Annotated in this window: 12 protein-coding genes and 1 pseudogene; 7 read left to right on the forward strand and 6 right to left on the reverse strand. The window is 66.0% G+C overall.

Annotation, left to right across the window (positions count from 1 at the left end; all coding sequences use genetic code 11):
• From Q0982_RS02785 to Q0982_RS02810, 6 genes and pseudogenes are all read right to left on the reverse strand, one after another.
• Nucleotides 1-343: pseudogene (locus Q0982_RS02785) on the reverse strand (hypothetical protein); the annotation flags it as partial.
• Nucleotides 344-603: 260 nt separating this feature from the next.
• The gene (locus Q0982_RS02790) at nucleotides 604-1,815 is read right to left on the reverse strand and encodes an extracellular solute-binding protein (protein ID WP_299391517.1); all 1,212 of its coding nucleotides are present in this window, start codon (nucleotides 1,813-1,815) and stop codon (nucleotides 604-606) included.
• A gap of 251 nt (nucleotides 1,816-2,066) precedes the next feature.
• Nucleotides 2,067-3,278, reverse strand: a complete 1,212-nt coding sequence (gene hemA / locus Q0982_RS02795; protein WP_299391619.1) for a 5-aminolevulinate synthase — start codon at nucleotides 3,276-3,278, stop codon at nucleotides 2,067-2,069.
• 282 nt (nucleotides 3,279-3,560) lie between these two features.
• The gene (locus tag Q0982_RS02800) at nucleotides 3,561-4,952 is read right to left on the reverse strand and encodes an aspartate aminotransferase family protein (protein ID WP_299391519.1); all 1,392 of its coding nucleotides are present in this window, start codon (nucleotides 4,950-4,952) and stop codon (nucleotides 3,561-3,563) included.
• Nucleotides 4,953-5,120: 168 nt separating this feature from the next.
• A complete protein-coding gene (locus tag Q0982_RS02805; protein WP_299391521.1) occupies nucleotides 5,121-5,714 on the reverse strand; it encodes an NAD(P)H-dependent oxidoreductase in 594 nt (197 codons plus the stop codon).
• Nucleotides 5,715-5,731: 17 nt separating this feature from the next.
• Nucleotides 5,732-7,579 (reverse strand): ABC transporter ATP-binding protein, encoded by a 1,848-nt coding sequence (locus Q0982_RS02810; RefSeq protein WP_299391523.1) that lies wholly within the window; start codon nucleotides 7,577-7,579, stop codon nucleotides 5,732-5,734.
• 198 nt (nucleotides 7,580-7,777) lie between these two features.
• On the opposite strand from Q0982_RS02810, the gene Q0982_RS02815 reads away from it, so the two are divergent.
• From Q0982_RS02815 to Q0982_RS02845, 7 genes are all read left to right on the forward strand, one after another.
• Nucleotides 7,778-8,629 carry a DUF2927 domain-containing protein gene (locus Q0982_RS02815; RefSeq protein ID WP_299391524.1) on the forward strand — a complete coding sequence of 284 codons (852 nt, stop codon included), beginning with the start codon at nucleotides 7,778-7,780 and terminating at the stop codon, nucleotides 8,627-8,629.
• A gap of 104 nt (nucleotides 8,630-8,733) precedes the next feature.
• Nucleotides 8,734-9,969 carry an amidohydrolase family protein gene (locus Q0982_RS02820; protein WP_299391526.1) on the forward strand — a complete coding sequence of 412 codons (1,236 nt, stop codon included), beginning with the start codon at nucleotides 8,734-8,736 and terminating at the stop codon, nucleotides 9,967-9,969.
• Between the two features lie 186 nt (nucleotides 9,970-10,155).
• A complete protein-coding gene (locus tag Q0982_RS02825) occupies nucleotides 10,156-11,763 on the forward strand; it encodes an ABC transporter substrate-binding protein (RefSeq protein ID WP_299391528.1) in 1,608 nt (535 codons plus the stop codon).
• A 65-nt stretch (nucleotides 11,764-11,828) separates the two neighbouring features.
• Nucleotides 11,829-12,854 (forward strand): ABC transporter permease, encoded by a 1,026-nt coding sequence (locus Q0982_RS02830; protein WP_299391529.1) that lies wholly within the window; start codon nucleotides 11,829-11,831, stop codon nucleotides 12,852-12,854.
• A gap of 10 nt (nucleotides 12,855-12,864) precedes the next feature.
• Nucleotides 12,865-13,833: an ABC transporter permease gene (locus tag Q0982_RS02835; protein WP_322096936.1), complete on the forward strand. Its 969-nt coding sequence runs from the start codon at nucleotides 12,865-12,867 to the stop codon at nucleotides 13,831-13,833.
• Nucleotides 13,834-13,840: 7 nt separating this feature from the next.
• Nucleotides 13,841-14,866, forward strand: coding sequence for an ABC transporter ATP-binding protein (locus tag Q0982_RS02840; RefSeq protein ID WP_299391531.1), 1,026 nt, complete (start codon nucleotides 13,841-13,843; stop codon nucleotides 14,864-14,866).
• Nucleotides 14,859-15,914, forward strand: a complete 1,056-nt coding sequence (locus Q0982_RS02845) for an ABC transporter ATP-binding protein (protein ID WP_299391532.1) — start codon at nucleotides 14,859-14,861, stop codon at nucleotides 15,912-15,914. The genes Q0982_RS02840 and Q0982_RS02845 overlap by 8 nt, the downstream gene beginning before the upstream one ends.
• Nucleotides 15,915-15,945: the final 31 nt, after the last annotated feature.

A 15,945-nucleotide genomic window follows, 5' to 3' on the forward strand; every position in this document is an offset into this window, starting at 1 on the left:
GCAGGAAGCGCATTTTCAAGGCGATGATCAGCTTGTTGATGTCGCTGACCTGCGGACGCACGTTCGACGCCAGAAGCCGCCGCATCTCGGTACGTCCCAGTTCGGTGACCGTCAGCACCGCGTCCTCGCCCTTGGCGCCGGGATCGGCGGGTTCGACAAGACCCTCCACCTTCAGGACTTCAAGGGGGGCTCCTACGAGGTCAAGCGACGGGCCGATAATGCGTCCGGTGAAGTGCCGCACTTCCTTCGCCAACTGGGCATAGGGCATCGGCCGGCCGGCCAGAATGCCCAGAGCCAGCAGGCGGACAGCCTCGCTCGGAATCAGCGTATTGTCGCGGTACATGGCGCCGTGGCCCTTTCGGAAATCGGCTGGGTGTGGCCTCTCTGAGCCTACCCGACCGGATCGATCCAGTCCGTTAACAGCAATATAGCGCTTCTACCCTGCGCTGTCCATGTTTTTGAGAATGATTCTCAATAAACCATCGCTCATCTGACGCAGATGCGCTCGGGCGGTCTTCCGGGCCGCATTCCGGATGCCCTGCCGATCGGCAGACCCAGGCCCATACCCGGACCCAGGCCCATACCCAGGCCCATACCCAGGCCCTAGCCGGAGGGTTCCTGCAGCCAGGCGTTAAAGCGCTCCACCAGTGCGGCACCGTTTTCGCCCCAGAACGAGGCGCTGCTTCTGAGCGCTGTGGAAAAGTTATCCGGATGGGTCGGCAGGAAGGGGGCAATGTCGACGTCCGCGGCGATGACGGTCGGGCCCACCAGTGCATTGGACGACCGCCGCGCCGGGCCGTAGGGCAGCCACTTGGTGATCTCCGCCAGCGGCTCGGTGCTGGTGGCGAAGCGAATGAACTCCAGCGCCTGCTCCTTGTTGCGGGCGCCCTTGGGGACCGCCCAGAGATCGACGTCCCAGATCTGGTTGTCCCAGATCACGGTGTAGGGTTCCTGCTCAATGGCCACGTCGCGGAAGATGCGGCTGTTGTAGACCGACGTCATCAGCACCGCTTCGCGTGCCAGAAGCTGGCCGGGCTCTTCGCCGTCCTCCCACCAGACGATCTGGTCCTTGATGGTGTCCAGCTTGGCGAAAGCCCGGTCTACGCCTTCCTCCGTGGCCAGTTCCATGTAAACCGCTTCCGGAGCCACACCATCGGCGATCAGCGCCCATTCCAGGTTGCCCTTGGGGGTCTTGCGCAGGCCGCGCCGGCCCGGGAAGTCATTGAGATTGAAGAGATCGGCCATGCGGTCCGGCTGGTTTTCGCCCGCCTGATCGCTGTCGACGGCGACGACCAGAGACCAGACGATCGATCCCACGGCGCAGGGGTGCAGTGTGCCCGGCAGAAAGTCTTCCGCGGCGGAGGCACCGTCGGGCGCCGGCGGCAGCAGCAGCGGCAGCGGTTCGAAAAGGCCCTCTTCACAGCCCCTGTCCGCCGTTGCAGGCTCGATGTCCACGACGTCCCAGTAGACCTCGCCGCTTTCCACCTGGGCGCGGATCTGCTGCATGCCGCCGCGATAGTCCTGGCGCAGGATCGGCTGGCCGGTTGCCTCTGTGAAGGGCTTGTAGATCGCCTCCTCCTGGCCGCGCCCGTAGCTGCGGCCCCAGGACACCACCACCAGCCGTTCGACCGCCTGCGCGGGCTGCTCGGGAGCCGGCGTCTCGCTCTGGGCCTGGGCCTCGACCTCATTGGTTTGGGTCTCATTCTGGGCCAAGGCTGGAAGCGGCGTCTGTGCCAGCAGGCCGGCCAAGAGCACGGCTAGGAGCGCGGCCCCCGTCAGGCCGAGACGAGCCGCGATCTTTCTGCAGTCAGGCATGGCAGTTCCCCCCGCGAAGCTTTTGATAGCTTTGCCTTTTTGCGCCCATCCCGGCAATGCCTGGCCCGTGACTTATTTGTGCCCAAGGGTTAACCCGTGCCCAGCCCGAACCCAGCCCGAACCCAGCCCGAACCCAGCCCGAACCCAGAATGATGCACCACGAGATGCCGCGCGGGCAGCTTGGCAACAAGCGGGGCTGCGACGTTTTGGGGGTGGCGTAACGAGACCCGGCAATCGCACGCCGGGGGCGTTTAGGCGGCGCGGCGCAGGTCCATGGCCTGCCAGATCTCGCCCAAGGCCATCACCAGATGGTCGAGATCGGCGTCGTTGTGCAGCGGCGAGGGGGTGAGGCGCAGCCGCTCGGTCCCGCGCGGCACCGTCGGATAGTTGATCGGCTGCACGTAGATGCCGTAGTCCGCCATCAGGCGGTCGGTGACCGCGCGGCAGGCGACGGGATCGCCGACCAGCACCGGCACGATATGGCTCTCTGACGGCATGACGGGCAGGCCGGCGTCGGTGAGCCGCCGCTTCAGGGTGGCGGCGCGCTCCTGGTGAGCCGTCCGCTCCGCCTGGCTGCGGCGCAGGTGAGACACGCTGGCCAGAGCCCCGGCGGCAATGGCCGGCGGCAGGGAGGTGGTGAAGATGAAGCCGGAGGCGAAGCTGCGCACGAAATCGGTCAGGTTGGCCGATGCGGTAATGTAGCCGCCCATTACGCCGAACGCCTTGCCCAGGGTGCCTTCGATCACTGTCACCCGGTCGGCGACGCCGTCGCGCTGGGCGATACCGCCGCCCTGATCGCCGTAGAGGCCGACAGCGTGGACCTCGTCCAGATAGGTCATGGCGCCATGGCGCTCCGCCACGTCGCAGATCTCGGCGATGGGCGCGACATCCCCGTCCATCGAGTAGACGGACTCGAAGGCCACAAGCTTGGCTCCGTCGGGACCGGCCTCGGAGAGCTTACGATCCAGGTCTTCCGGGTCGTTGTGCCGGAAAATCGCCTTTTTCGCCCGGCTCTGGCGGATGCCCTCGATCATGGAGGCATGGTTCAAGGCGTCGGAAAAGACGGTGCAGTTGGGCAGGCGGCTGGCCAGGGTACCGAGCGCCGCCCAGTTGGAGACATAGCCGGAGGTGAACAGCAGGGCGGATTCCTTGCCGTGCAGCGCCGCGAGTTCGCGCTCAAGCAGGACATGGTAGTGGTTGGTGCCGGAGATGTTGCGGGTCCCGCCGGCGCCGGCGCCGCAGCGTTCGATCGCCTCGTGCATGGCGGCGATCACGTCCGGATGCTGGCCCATGCCCAGATAGTCGTTGGAACACCAAACGGTGACCGCTTCGACGCCTCTGGGCCCGTGGAAGTCAGCGCGGGGGAAGTTCCCCATCCTGCGTTCAAGATCGGCAAAAATCCGATAGCGGCCCTCTGCTTTCAGGCCGGCCATTTCCTCAGCAAAAAACCGCTCGAAGTCCATGCGCGTGATGTCTCTCAATCCATCTGTGCAGGTATTTGTCCCTCTTCGGCGGCAAGTCTAGCGACGCCACTTGGGTGGGCTTTGATGTCCGTCAATCCAGGCGTTTGCGACTGACGGCCTGCTTTGCTGCAACTCTAGCAATCCCGGCAAGGCCGGTCATAGCTCAATCTGCTCGATAATGACAAAGCTTTGTGAACAGGGTGTCAATTCGCCGCATAACCGGCGGTTTTGTGGGCCGTAGGGGCGTTTCGCCGCGCCTGCGGGGCTTCCCTGGGAACGGTCCTAGGCCACCGCCGCCAGGCCCTCGGCGGCAACCCAGGCTTCGGTTTCCGAAAGCGCGGTCCCGAAGCCCTCCAGCAAGCGGTCGATCTCCGCTTCGGTGATGACCATCGGCGGGCAGACCGCGATGGTATCGCCAAGGTTGCGGAAGAGGACACCCTGGGCCTGGGCACGGGCAGCGAAGTAGGCCCCGACCTTGCCCGGCGGGTCGAAGGGGGTCTTGGCGGCCTTGTCGGCGACCAGTTCGGCGGCGGCGATCAGGCCGATGCCGCGGACCTCGCCGACGATGGGGCTGTCCTGGAAGCGGCGGAGGCCGTCCTGCAACCGCGGCGCCATGGCCTGGACATGCTCGACGATCTGCCGCTCCTCGTAGATTTTCAGCGTTTCCAGGGCGACGGCGGCGGCAACGGGATGGGCGCCATAGGTGTAGCCATGGCCGAACGACCCGAGCTTCGCCGAGCTGTCGGCGATGGCCTGGTAGATAGGGTCGGAAATCAGCACCGCCGAGATCGGGACATAGGCGCTGCTGAGCTGCTTGGCGCAGGTCATGATGTCCGGCTCCAGCCCGAAGGTCTCGCTGCCGAACATCCGCCCGGTGCGCCCGAAGCCGCAGATGACCTCGTCGGCAATCAACAGCACGTCGTACTTCTTCAGCACCGCCTGGATCTTGGCCCAGTAGCCTTCCGGCGGCACGATCACCCCGCCGGCCCCCTGCAGGGGCTCGCCGATGAAGGCGGCGATCGTCTCCGGGCCCTCCTGCAGAATCAGGTTCTCCAGCTCGCGGGCCAGCCGGTCGGTGAAGGCCTCTTCGTTCTCGCCGTCTTCGGCGAAGCGGTAGTGGTGCGGCGCCCCGGTGTGGATGATGTTGGCGATCGGCAGGTCGAAGCCGGCCTGCACGTAGGGCATGGCCGTCAGGCTGGCAGCGGCGATGGTGACCCCGTGGTAGCCTTTGACCCGGCTGATGATCTTCTTCTTCTGCGGCCGGCCGAGCGCGTTGTTGTAGTACCAGACCATCTTGATGGCGCTGTCGTTGGCCTCCGAGCCGGAGTTGGCAAAGAACACCTTGGTCAACTGCGGCGGCGTCATCCCGACCAGCTTCTCGGCCAGATCGACGGCCGGGCCGGCGGTCTTCTGGGCAAAGGAGTGGTAGTAGGGCAGCCTGGCCAGTTGCTCGCTGGCCGCTTTCACCAGGCGCTCCTCGCTGAAGCCCAATCCGGTGCACCAGAGGCCGGCCATGGCCTCCAGGTAGCGGTTGCCCTGGCTGTCGATGACATAGACGCCCTCACCGCGGTCGATAATCAGCGAGCCTTCGCTCTCGTTCTTGCGGGCGTTGGTATAGGGGTGAAGGTGGTAGGCGATGTCCCGGTCGACGGCCGAGTTCGAGCGATCGCTCATGCTGGTCTCCAGAAAAGGGCTCTCTCCAAAGGGCAACGGTCCCGCCAGGGCCGAGGCCTCCGGCCCATGGAAGGGACCGGGGGCAGCCTACTCTCCCGCATGGCCGGCTGCCAATTCTTTGATGTCCTTTACTCTTCGGGCCTCTCGCAAAGGCTTATCGTGCGCGCCTCAGAGCGTCGCAGCGGTTCTCTCGACCCGCTTCAGAAAGCGTTCCCGCCGTTCGGCGTCGATCTTTTCCGTGTTGTAGCAGGTCAGCTTGCGAAAGCGGGCCTGCGGTGCGCAGGCCCCGACGATCCCGCGCCGCAGTTGCCGGTCGACGGGATGGCCCATGAAGAGCGCGCTCACCCAGCGGGCGGAGCCGAGCGTGGAGACGGCCAGGACCGCCTGCAGCGACGTCAGGCGCGGACGGATTTGTCCGTAGCCCGGGGTGTGGTCGAAAGCGACGCCGGGCTGGAACACGCGGTCGAAGTAGCCCTTCAGAATGGCCGGCATGTTGAACCACCACTGGGGAAACACCAGCACCACCTTGTCGGCGGCCTGCAGGCGCCGGATCTGGTCTGCCACCGCGGAATGATCCGGTTGGTCTGTGTAGTACCTGAGGCGTTCGCTCCGGCTGAGGTGCGGATCGAAGTCCTCGCGGTAGAGATCGAGAACGTCGACGGCATCGCCCCTGGCCGTGAGGGCCGCGGCGGCGCGTGCGGCGATGGCGGCGCAGAAGCTGTCCTCCAGCGGATGCGCCAGGATGAGAAGCACCTGGGCCATGGCCTAGGGTGCCATCCTCACGAGGCCTTGCGCTCCGCGTCGAGGCCGAGGAAGCCGCCGGACTGACGTTCCCAGAGCTGGGCGTAGAGCCCGCCGCGGCGCAGCAGCTCGGCATGGCTGCCCTGCTCGACGATGTGGCCCTGGTCCATGACCACCAGCCGGTCGAGGGAGGCGATGGTGGAGAGACGGTGGGCGATGGCGATCACGGTCTTGCCGGCCATCAGGTTCTTGAGCTGGCTCTGGATTGCCGCCTCGACCTCGGAGTCGAGCGCCGAGGTCGCTTCGTCCAGCACCAGGATCGGCGCGTCTTTCAGGATCACCCGGGCGATGGCCACGCGCTGGCGTTGCCCGCCCGACAGCTTGACGCCGCGTTCGCCGACATGGGCCTCGAAGCCGCGGCGCCCCTGCATGTCCTCCAGGTCGGGGATGAAGGGCAGGGCCTCGGCGAGGTCGGCGGCGCGGCGCATTTCGGCCTCGCTGGCCTCCGGCCGGCCGTAGAGAATGTTGTCGCGGATGGAGCGGTGCAGCAGTGCGGTATCCTGGGTCACCATGGCGATCTGGCTGCGCAGGCTGTGCTGCGAAACCTCCGCGATATCCTGGCCGTCGATGAGGATGCGTCCGCCCTCCAGGTCGTAGAAGCGCAGCAGCAGGTTGACCAGGGTCGACTTGCCGGCCCCGGACCGGCCGACGATGCCGACTTTCTCGCCCGCCCGCACGGTCAGGCTGAGATCCTCGATCACGCCGTCTTCCTTGCCGTAGTGGAAGCGGATTCCGTCGAAGCGTACCTCGCCGTCGTTGACGGTCAGGGTCTTGGCGGCCGGCGGGTCGGCGACCGAGTAGGCCTGGGAGATGGTTTCGATGCCGTTCTGCACGGTACCGATGTTCTCGAACAGGCTGGTGACGGTGCGCAGAATCCAGCCGGACATTTGGGTCAGGCGGATGATCAGGCTGATGGCCACGGCGATGGCACCGGTGGAGATGCTTTCCTGAATCCAAAGCGCGATGGCCAGCCCCGACACCAGGACGATGAGGGCCGTGTTCAGCACCGTCAGGGTGATGGTCATGCCGACGACCGAGCGCATCAGCCGCCGGAGCGCCAGGGTGTGGCGGTCCACGACTTCGGCGACGAAGGCATCCTCGCGCTCGCTGTCGGCGAAGAGCTTGACCGACTGGATGTTCGTGTAGCTGTCGACGATGCGCCCGGTGAGGGCGGAGTTCGCTTCGGAGAGGGCCGAGGACTTGCGCCGCACCGGCGGCACCATGAAGTAGATCACCGCTGCATAAGCCAGGGTCCAGGCCAGCACCGGCAGCAGCAGGCGCCAGTCGATCCCGGCAAAGAGGACCAGAGTGCCGATCAGATAAATCAGCAGGAACCAGACGCCGTCGATGACGTTGATCACCGCTTCCCGCACGGCGTGGCCTGTCTGCAACACCTTTTGCGCGATCCGCCCGGCGAAATCGTTCTGGAAATAGGCCAGGCTCTGCCGCAGCACGTAGCGGTGGTTCAACCAGCGCACCCGGTTGGTGAGGCCGGGCGCCAGGCTGAGGTTGATGAGGCCGCGCGAGACCAGGGTGGCAATGGGGCGCAGAAGCACCGCCACCACCGCCATTCCGGCGAGACCCCAGCCGTAATCCTGCAGAAAGGTGCTCGGGTTGCCGGTGGTCAGCCAGTCGACCAGCATGCCGAGAAAGTAGTAGAGCGCGATCTCGGCCGCCGCCGCGACCCCGGATATCAGCAGGGTGGCCAGCAGCAGCCCTTTGACCGGTGACAGGAAGTGAATGAAGAAGTCACGGGTCAAGGTCGGCGGACGCTCGATCGCCGCCGGTGCGAGAGGGTTGAAGAGGCGCTCAAAAAAAGCATACATGCGGGCAGCGAGTCTCCTTTGTCATGGCGGCGCAGCGGGTGTCGTGGCCGCACACCGGCACTCGATCGCCGGGTCAGGCTGTCCCTGTGGAAGGGCCTTTTCCGGCGGCGTCGGGCGTGTTCGCCAAACCCCTCGGATTAATCTGAAGCGCGGCGGGGAATTGGCAATGTTTACGACTGGCGTATCGGGAGCAGCGCAGTGCCTGACATCATAGCAGCTTCGCGTCGCCGGACCTGTGCAAAGTCGGAAGCCCTGCCAATCAGGCGCGCCCTGCACCTCTCCTGCCTTCTCCTGACATTGCTTGCCGGCTGCGCCGCTCCGGCGCCGCCCGAGCCGGAGGAAGAAGCTCTGCTGCAGGACTTTCACACCCTGGCCTTTCAGACAGCACGACCGGTGCTGGGCAGTGACGGGCGTCCGCGGCCGCGCCGCGACCACCTGGCCAAGTGGACGATCCCGGTCCGCGTTGCCCTGGTCGACGGCGACTCCGAGGACTTGCGGGCGCCGGTCCCCCCGTCCTTTCGCCGTCTGGCGGAGGCGCATCTGGAGGACCTGGCCGGGCTCACCGGGCTGGAGATATCTTCAGCGCAGGTCTCCCAAGCCAACCTCTTGGTCTTCCTTGGTGCCGATCCCTTTGCCGCGGCCCGCCGTCACGTTGGGCTGTTCGCTCACAAGATCGCCGACCGGGCCAGCTATGAAGCGCTGCTGGCGGAGATGGAACGCTCGGCGACCTGCTTCGGCTTTCTCTGGGGCGGCTGGCCCAGCGGCCGCAGCATCGACTTCGCCGTCGCCTTCGTCCGCGCCGACCGCGGTGCGCGCACCATAGAGGGATGCCTGGTGCAGGAGGTGACCCAGGTCCTGGGGCCGATGAACGATCTGGCGCCGACGGCCGACTCGGTGTTCAGCGACTCCGGCCGCCAGGTCGCCCTGACCGCGCGCGACCGCCTGTTGATCCGCATGCTTTACGATGCGCGCCTCAGCCCCGGCATGGGCTGGGCGGAAGCCGAGCCGCTGGCCCGCGAGGCGCTGCGCGAGCTCCGGCGTGGGGGCTGATTGCCACCCGTCGGACAAGCCCCTAGCATGAGTGCATTCAGTGAGAGCGGATCGGTCGTGCTGTGAGATCGGGTGCACAGGCCGGCCGCGGGGAGGGCGAGACTATGGGACAGGTTCTGTTCCGCAATGGCCGGCTGTTCGACGGGCAGGGGTCCCAACTGCTGGAGGGCCATGAAGTCCTGACCGAAGGCTCGGTCATCAAGGAGGTCTCCGACAGGCCCATCACGGCGGAGGGGGCGGAAGTCCTCGATCTCGGCGGGCGGACGTTGATGCCGGGCCTGATCGACGCGCATTTCCATGCCATGGCCGCCGACCCGGATTTCGCCAAGATGGAGGCCATGCCCCGCTCGCTGCTGGCCCAGCACGCCCGTCACCTGCTGGAGGCGGCGCTGGCCCGCGGCTTCACCTCCCTGCGCGATGCCGGCGGCGCCGACTACGGCCTGGCGCTGGCCATCAAGGCGGGGCTCATCAAGGGCCCGCGGTTGTTCTATTCCGGCCGGGCGCTGACCCAGACCGGCGGGCATGCCGATTTTCGAAGCCTGGAGGACCACAGCGCCTTCTGCTTCTGCGGCCAGGGCAGCCATGTCTTCGGGGTCATTGCCGACGGCGTCCCGGCGGTGCGCCAGGCGGCGCGGGAGGAGCTGCGCAAGGGGGCAACCCAGATCAAGATCATGGCCTCCGGCGGGGTGGCTTCGCCCAGTGATCCGATCTGGAACCTGCAGTACTCCGAGGAGGAGATCCGCGCCATCGTCTGGGAGGCCGCTTCCTGGCGGACCTACGTCATGGCCCACGCCTATACGCCCGAGGCGATTTCGCGCTGCGTGCAGTTCGGCGTGCGCTCCATCGAACACGCCAACCTGATCGACGAACCGACAGCGGCGCTCTGCGCGGCGGAAGGCGCCTACGTGGTGCCGACCCTGGTGACCTACGATGCGCTGCACCGCTTCGGCCCCGAACTGGGCCTGCCGGCGGTCAGCCAGGAGAAGCTGAAGGAGGTGCGCGCCGCCGGCCTCACCTCCCTCGAAATCCTCAGGTCCGCCGGGGTCCGGATGGGCTTCGGCACCGACCTCCTCGGCGCCATGCAGGCGCACCAGAGCGAGGAGTTCACGATCCGGGCGGAGGTGCTGTCGCCGGCGGAGGTGCTGCGCTCCGCCACCTCGGTCAATGCGGCCATGATGAACGCGGAGGGCGAACTGGGGGTGGTCGCCCCCGGCGCCCTGGCCGACCTTCTGGTCGTGGACGGCGATCCGCTGTCTGACCTTGGTGTTCTGGGCGATCAGGGCGCACGCATTCCGGTCATCATGAAGGACGGTGGCTTCGTGAAGCGTGACGGGCTGTGAGCGCCGCATGACAGGGGGCGAAGGCTATGGTCCTACTTCCCGTAATCAGCTTGTTAAGGCAGGCTGCCTCGTACTAGGGTAACCGGCGCGGACAAGCAAAAAACGCCTGCATTTTCCGGCGATCGCCATCGTCCTTCGCCGGCCTGCAGGTGCGGACAGACAGGGAAGCCGACAAGGGAGACAACAATGAAGATGCAGCGACGCACGACTCTGTGGACCGGCCTGCTGGCGGCCGCAGCGGGCATGGCGCTTGCCATCGGCAGCGGGGTAGCCGAAGCGAAAACCTTCAAATGGGCCTTTCAGGGCGACGTTCAGACCATGGATCCGCATGGTCTCTTTGAAACCATGACACTTGGGTTTCAGGCCAATATCTACGAGGGATTGGTGACGCGCACGCCGGATCTTGAGCTGGTGCCGGCGCTGGCGACCTCCTGGGAGAACGTAAAGCCCGATACCTGGCGCTTCACCCTGCGCAAGGGCGTGAAGTTTCAAAACGGAAACACCTTCAACGCCGACGATGTGATCTTCTCGGTCGAGCGCATCCGCAGCGAAGGCTCGGACATCAAGGTGGTCGCCGGCCTGATCAAGGATGCCGTCAAGGTCGACGACTTCACGGTCGATATCGTGACGCCGCAGCCCAATCCAATCCTGCCGCTGCAGCTCGAAATCTTCTACATCATGGACAAGGAGTGGGCCGAGGAGCACAACACCACCGAGGCCACCAACGTCCGGGGCGACGACCAGGGCAATCACGCCAATATCAACGCCAACGGCACCGGCCCCTACATGGTGAAGCAGCGGCAGCCCGACGTCCGCACGGTTCTGGTGCCCAACCCCAATTGGTGGGGGCAGAACGACAGCAACATCACCGAGGCGGTCTTTACGCCGATCAGCCAGGATGCGACGCGCGTCGCCGCCCTGATCTCCGGTGATGTCCATATGGCCTACCCGATTCCGGTGCAGGACTGGAAGCGCCTGGAGGATGCCAACGGTGTCAGCCCGCTGACCGGCCCGGAGGCGCGGACCATCTTCCTGGGCTTCGATCAGGACCGCGACGAGCTGCTCTATTCCAACATCAAGGGCGAGAACCCCTTCAAGGATCAGCGCGTGCGCCAGGCCTTCTATCAGGCCATCGACATCGAAGCGATCCGCAAGAAAGTGATGCGCGGGGCGGCCACGCCGTCCAACCTGATGGTGGCGCCGCAGATCAATGGCTACAACGCCGCGCTCAACGATCGTTTGCCGCTTGACGTGGAGGGGGCTAAGGCCCTGATGGCCGAAGCCGGCTATCCGGACGGCTTCGAGGTCACCATGGACTGCCCCAACGACCGCTACGTCAACGACGAGCGTATCTGCCAGGCGGTTGCCTCGATGCTGGCGCGGATCGGCGTCAAGGTGGATCTGCTGGCGCAGACCAAGTCGAAGTACTTCGGCAAGGTGCTGGCGCAGAACGACTACGACACCAGCTTCTATCTGCTGGGCTGGACGCCCTCAACCTTCGACTCGCACAATCCGATCTCGACGTTGATGTCCTGCCGCGAGGACGGCAAGGGCGCCTTCAACCTCGGCGGCTACTGCAATGAGCGCGTCACGGCGCTGGCCGACATGATCCAGACCGAAACCGATCAGGAAAAGCGGCAGACCCTGATCAATGAGGCCTTCAAGATTCATTCCGAAGAGGTCGGCCACATTCCGCTGCATCAGCAGCCGCTGTCCTGGGGCGTTAGCGACGACGCGACGGTCGCGCAGAGGGCGGACAACGTCTTTCACCTGCAGTATGTCACGGTGAAGTAAGGTACATCGACGTCTGGGGCCCGGGCTGAGCGGTCCGGGCCCCCCTTCGCGGGGTTCGTGGCCTTATGATCGCCTTCATCGTTCGACGACTCTTGCAGTCCATCCTGGTGATGCTGGCGGTCGGCTTTATCGCTTTCTCGCTGTTCACCTACGTCGGCGATCCGATCAACAACATGGTGGGCCAGGACACGACCCTGGAGCAGCGCCAGGAGCTGCGCGAGCGTCTCGGCCTGGACGACCCCTTTTTCGTGCAGTATGGCCGTTTTCTGGTGAACGCGGTCCAGGGCGACTTCGGCCTCTCCTACCGCCACCGCCGCCCGGTCTCCGAGCTCATCGCCGAGCGCATGCCGGCGACGCTGGAGCTCTCCTTCGTCGCTGCGGTCCTCGCGCTCTTCATCGGCGTGCCGATGGGTGTCTATACCGGGCTGCACCGCCGCGGCTTCCTGTCCCAGGTCTTTCTGACCGTATCCCTGATCGGCATTTCCCTGCCCACCTTTCTGATCGGTATCCTGCTGATTCTGGTATTCGGGGTGATGTCGCAGGACATCAACCAGGCCATCGGCTTTTCCCTGCTGCCGCAGCTGCCCACCTTCGGGCGCGGCGAGACCACCCAGATCGGCTGGTGGAGCACCGGCTTTCTCACCCAGTCCGGCATTCTGGCCCTGATCCTGCCGTCGATCACCCTGGCGCTGTTCCAGATGACGCTGATCATGCGCCTCGTGCGCTCGGAAATGCTGGAGGTGCTGCGCACCGACTACATCAAGTTCGCCCGCGCCCGCGGCCTCACCAACCGGGCGGTGAACTTCGGCCATGCCCTGAAGAACACCCTGGTGCCGGTGATCACCATCACCGGCCTGCAGCTCGGCTCCATCATCGCCTTTGCGCTGATCACCGAGCAGGTCTTCCAGTGGCCGGGCATGGGCCTCTTGTTCATCCAGGCGATCAACGAGGTCGACATACCGGTCATGGCCTCCTACCTCATCATGATCGGTTTCTTCTTCGTGGTCATAAATCTGATCGTCGACCTGCTGTACTACGTGGTGGACCCGCGCCTGCGTGCCGACAAGGCCGTGGCCGGCGGGCATCAGTAGGAGGGCAGCCGTGGCCGTCAGTCAGGACAAGCCGATCGCGGTGGAGGCGGGCATAGGGGCGCGCTTCGTCGATGCGCTGAAGCGCTTTTTCGACGGCGATATCTGGTACTCCTTCACCCGCTCGCCGGTGGTCATCGTCTCGGCGGTCGTCACCTTGTTCTTCGTGCTGTCCTCAATCGGCGCACCGCTGGTGGCGCCGCACGATCCCTTTGATCTTGCCTCCATCGACCTGCTCGATGCCGAGATCCCGCCGCTCTGGTATGCCGATGGAGATCCCAGGTTCCTGCTCGGTACCGACGCGCAGGGGCGGGACATTCTCTCGACGATGATCTATGGCTCCCGCATTTCCCTCGGCGTCGGCTTCGCCTCTGTGCTCTTCGCCATGGTGCTGGGCATCGCGCTGGGTCTCGTCAGCGGCTACTTCGGCGGCACGGTGGATGCGGTGATCATGCGTATCGCCGATGTGCAGCTCACCTTTCCGGCCATCCTCATCGCGCTGCTGATCGACGGGCTGGCCCGCGCCGTGCTGCCGCGGGACTTCCACAGCGAGGTCTGGTTCTACGTTCTGGTGCTGGCCATCGGCCTGTCGTTCTGGGTCCAGTATGCCCGCACCGTGCGCGGTTCGGCCATGGTGGAGCGCAATAAGGAGTATGTGCAGGCGGCCCGCGTGATCGGCATCCCGCCGGTTCTGATCATGATCCGCCATGTCCTGCCCAACGTCATGGGGCCAGTGCTGGTGATCGCCACCATCAACCTGGCCATTGCGGTGATCACCGAGGCGACGCTCTCCTTTCTCGGTGTCGGCGTACCGCTGACCTCGCCGTCTCTCGGCACCCTGATCCGTGTCGGCAATGATTTTCTCTTCTCGGGGTCGTGGTGGATCACCATCTTTCCCGGCGCCGCCCTGGCGGTTCTGGTGCTGGCGGTCAACCTTCTGGGCGACTGGCTGCGCGACGCCCTGAACCCGAAGCTGCGCTGACGCCGTCATGAGCGATCCCGCCCGCGAGTTCCGTCCCTCCAACCAGCCGCTGCTGCGGGTCGACAACCTGCGCATCGAGATTCCCAACCGCCGCGGCACCCTGGTGGCCGTCGACGACGTGTCCTTTCACATCAGCGAGGGCGAGGTGCTGGGGGTGGTAGGCGAGTCCGGCGCCGGCAAGTCGCTCACCGGCTCTGCCGTCATCGGTCTGCTGGAGCCGCCCTGCCATATCGCCGGCGGCACGATCCATCTCGACGGCCGGCGCGTCGACAACCTGCCTTACGAGCAGATGCGGCGCATCCGGGGGCGGGAAATCGGCATGGTCTTCCAGGACCCGCTGACGTCTCTCAATCCGCTCTACACGGTCGGGCGCCAGTTGACGGAAACCATCCTCACCCACACCGACCTGGGCGAGAAGGCGGCACGCCAGCGGGCCATCGACCTGCTGCAGGAGGTCGGCATTCCCGCCGCCGCCGAGCGCATCGACCACTATCCGCACCAGTTCTCCGGCGGCATGCGCCAGCGCGTGGTGATCGCCCTGGCGCTCTGCATCAACCCGCGGCTCATCATCGCCGACGAGCCGACGACGGCGCTGGACGTTTCGATCCAGGCGCAGATCATCGCGCTCCTGAAGCGCCTCTGCCGCGAACACGGGGCGGCGGTCATGCTGGTGACTCATGACATGGGGGTGATCGCCGAGACTGCGGACCGGGTGGCGGTGATGTATGCCGGGCGCATCGTCGAGATCGGGCCGGTGGCCGACGTGGTGCTGCGCGCCCAGCACCCCTATACGGCCGGGCTGATGGGCTCGATTCCGCTGGTCGGCCACGATGTCGAAGACCTGACCCAGATCGACGGCGCGATGCCGCGGCTGAACGCCATCCCCCAGGGCTGCGCCTTCAACCCGCGCTGCCCGCGGGCCTTCGACCGCTGCCGGCGGGAGCGCCCGGATCTGCAGCCGGTCGGCGCCACCCAGGCGGCCTGCTGGCTGTTCGACGAGGCTGCCGCGGGGCGGAGCGGGACCCATGGCTGAGGCGGTGCAGCAGAAGCACGACGAGGCGCTGGTCGCCGTGACCGACCTGGCCAAGACCTTCGATGTCTCGCCGCCGCTGCTGAATCGTATTCTGCAGGGGGAGAAGCGCGTCTACCTGAAAGCCGTCGACGGCGTTTCCTTCGAGATTCCGCGCGGCAAGACCTTCAGCCTGGTGGGGGAGTCCGGCTGCGGCAAGTCCACCGTGGCCCGCCTCGTGGTCGGGCTCTACCAGCCGACCCGCGGCAAGATCGAATTCGACGGCACGGACATGGCAGGGCTGAAGACACGGGCCGAGATCGCGCCGCTGCGCAAGCGCCTGCAGATGATCTTTCAGGACCCCTATGCCAGCCTCAACCCGCGCTGGCGCGTGGCCGACATCATCGCCGAGCCGATCCGCGCCCACGGACTTTCGCGCGACAGCCATGCGATCGCCCAGCGCGTGGGCGAACTGCTGATGCAGGTGGGCCTGGCCCCGGCTGACGGCGAGAAGTTCCCGCACGAGTTTTCCGGCGGCCAGCGCCAGCGCATCTCCATCGCCCGGGCGCTCGCCAGCAACCCGGAGTTCCTGGTCTGCGACGAACCGACCTCCGCGCTGGACGTCTCGGTGCAGGCGCAGATCCTGAACCTGATGAAGCGCCTGCAGCGCGACCTCGGCCTCACCTATCTCTTTATCAGCCACGACCTGGCGGTGGTCTATCATATCTCCGACATGGTGGGGGTGATGTACCTGGGCAGGCTGGTGGAATGGGGCGAGGCGCGGGCGCTGTTCCGCCGCCCGCAGCACCCCTACACCCGCATGCTGCTGGACGCCATTCCCGATCTGGAGATGACCGGGCGCCACCGCATCCCGGTGGCCGGAGAGGTGCCGAGCCCGATTTCCCCGCCCAGCGGCTGCCACTTTCACCCGCGCTGCCCCTTCGCCAATGAGCGCTGCAAGCGCGAAGCGCCGAAGCCGCTGACGACGGCGGCCGGCGCGGTGGCCTGCCACGCCGTGGAAGAGGACCGCCTGGCGGAAGCGGAGCCGCGCCGGCTCCCGAAACAGGCATAAGCGGCCACCGTCGCCGGAAGCCAAGCGCCGC

This window comes from Pelagibius sp., from assembly GCF_028281305.1.
GTDB lineage: Bacteria > Pseudomonadota > Alphaproteobacteria > Kiloniellales > Kiloniellaceae > Pelagibius.

Coding starts and splice junctions, on each gene's coding strand:
- Q0982_RS02790 (WP_299391517.1), bottom strand. CDS start 1,815: ATGCCTGACTGCAGAAAGATCGCGGCTCGTCTCGGCCTGACGGGGGCC.
- hemA (WP_299391619.1), bottom strand. CDS start 3,278: ATGGACTTCGAGCGGTTTTTTGCTGAGGAAATGGCCGGCCTGAAAGCA.
- Q0982_RS02800 (WP_299391519.1), bottom strand. CDS start 4,952: ATGAGCGATCGCTCGAACTCGGCCGTCGACCGGGACATCGCCTACCAC.
- Q0982_RS02805 (WP_299391521.1), bottom strand. CDS start 5,714: ATGGCCCAGGTGCTTCTCATCCTGGCGCATCCGCTGGAGGACAGCTTC.
- Q0982_RS02810 (WP_299391523.1), bottom strand. CDS start 7,579: ATGTATGCTTTTTTTGAGCGCCTCTTCAACCCTCTCGCACCGGCGGCG.
- Q0982_RS02820 (WP_299391526.1), top strand. CDS start 8,734: ATGGGACAGGTTCTGTTCCGCAATGGCCGGCTGTTCGACGGGCAGGGG.
- Q0982_RS02825 (WP_299391528.1), top strand. CDS start 10,156: ATGAAGATGCAGCGACGCACGACTCTGTGGACCGGCCTGCTGGCGGCC.
- Q0982_RS02830 (WP_299391529.1), top strand. CDS start 11,829: ATGATCGCCTTCATCGTTCGACGACTCTTGCAGTCCATCCTGGTGATG.
- Q0982_RS02840 (WP_299391531.1), top strand. CDS start 13,841: ATGAGCGATCCCGCCCGCGAGTTCCGTCCCTCCAACCAGCCGCTGCTG.
- Q0982_RS02845 (WP_299391532.1), top strand. CDS start 14,859: ATGGCTGAGGCGGTGCAGCAGAAGCACGACGAGGCGCTGGTCGCCGTG.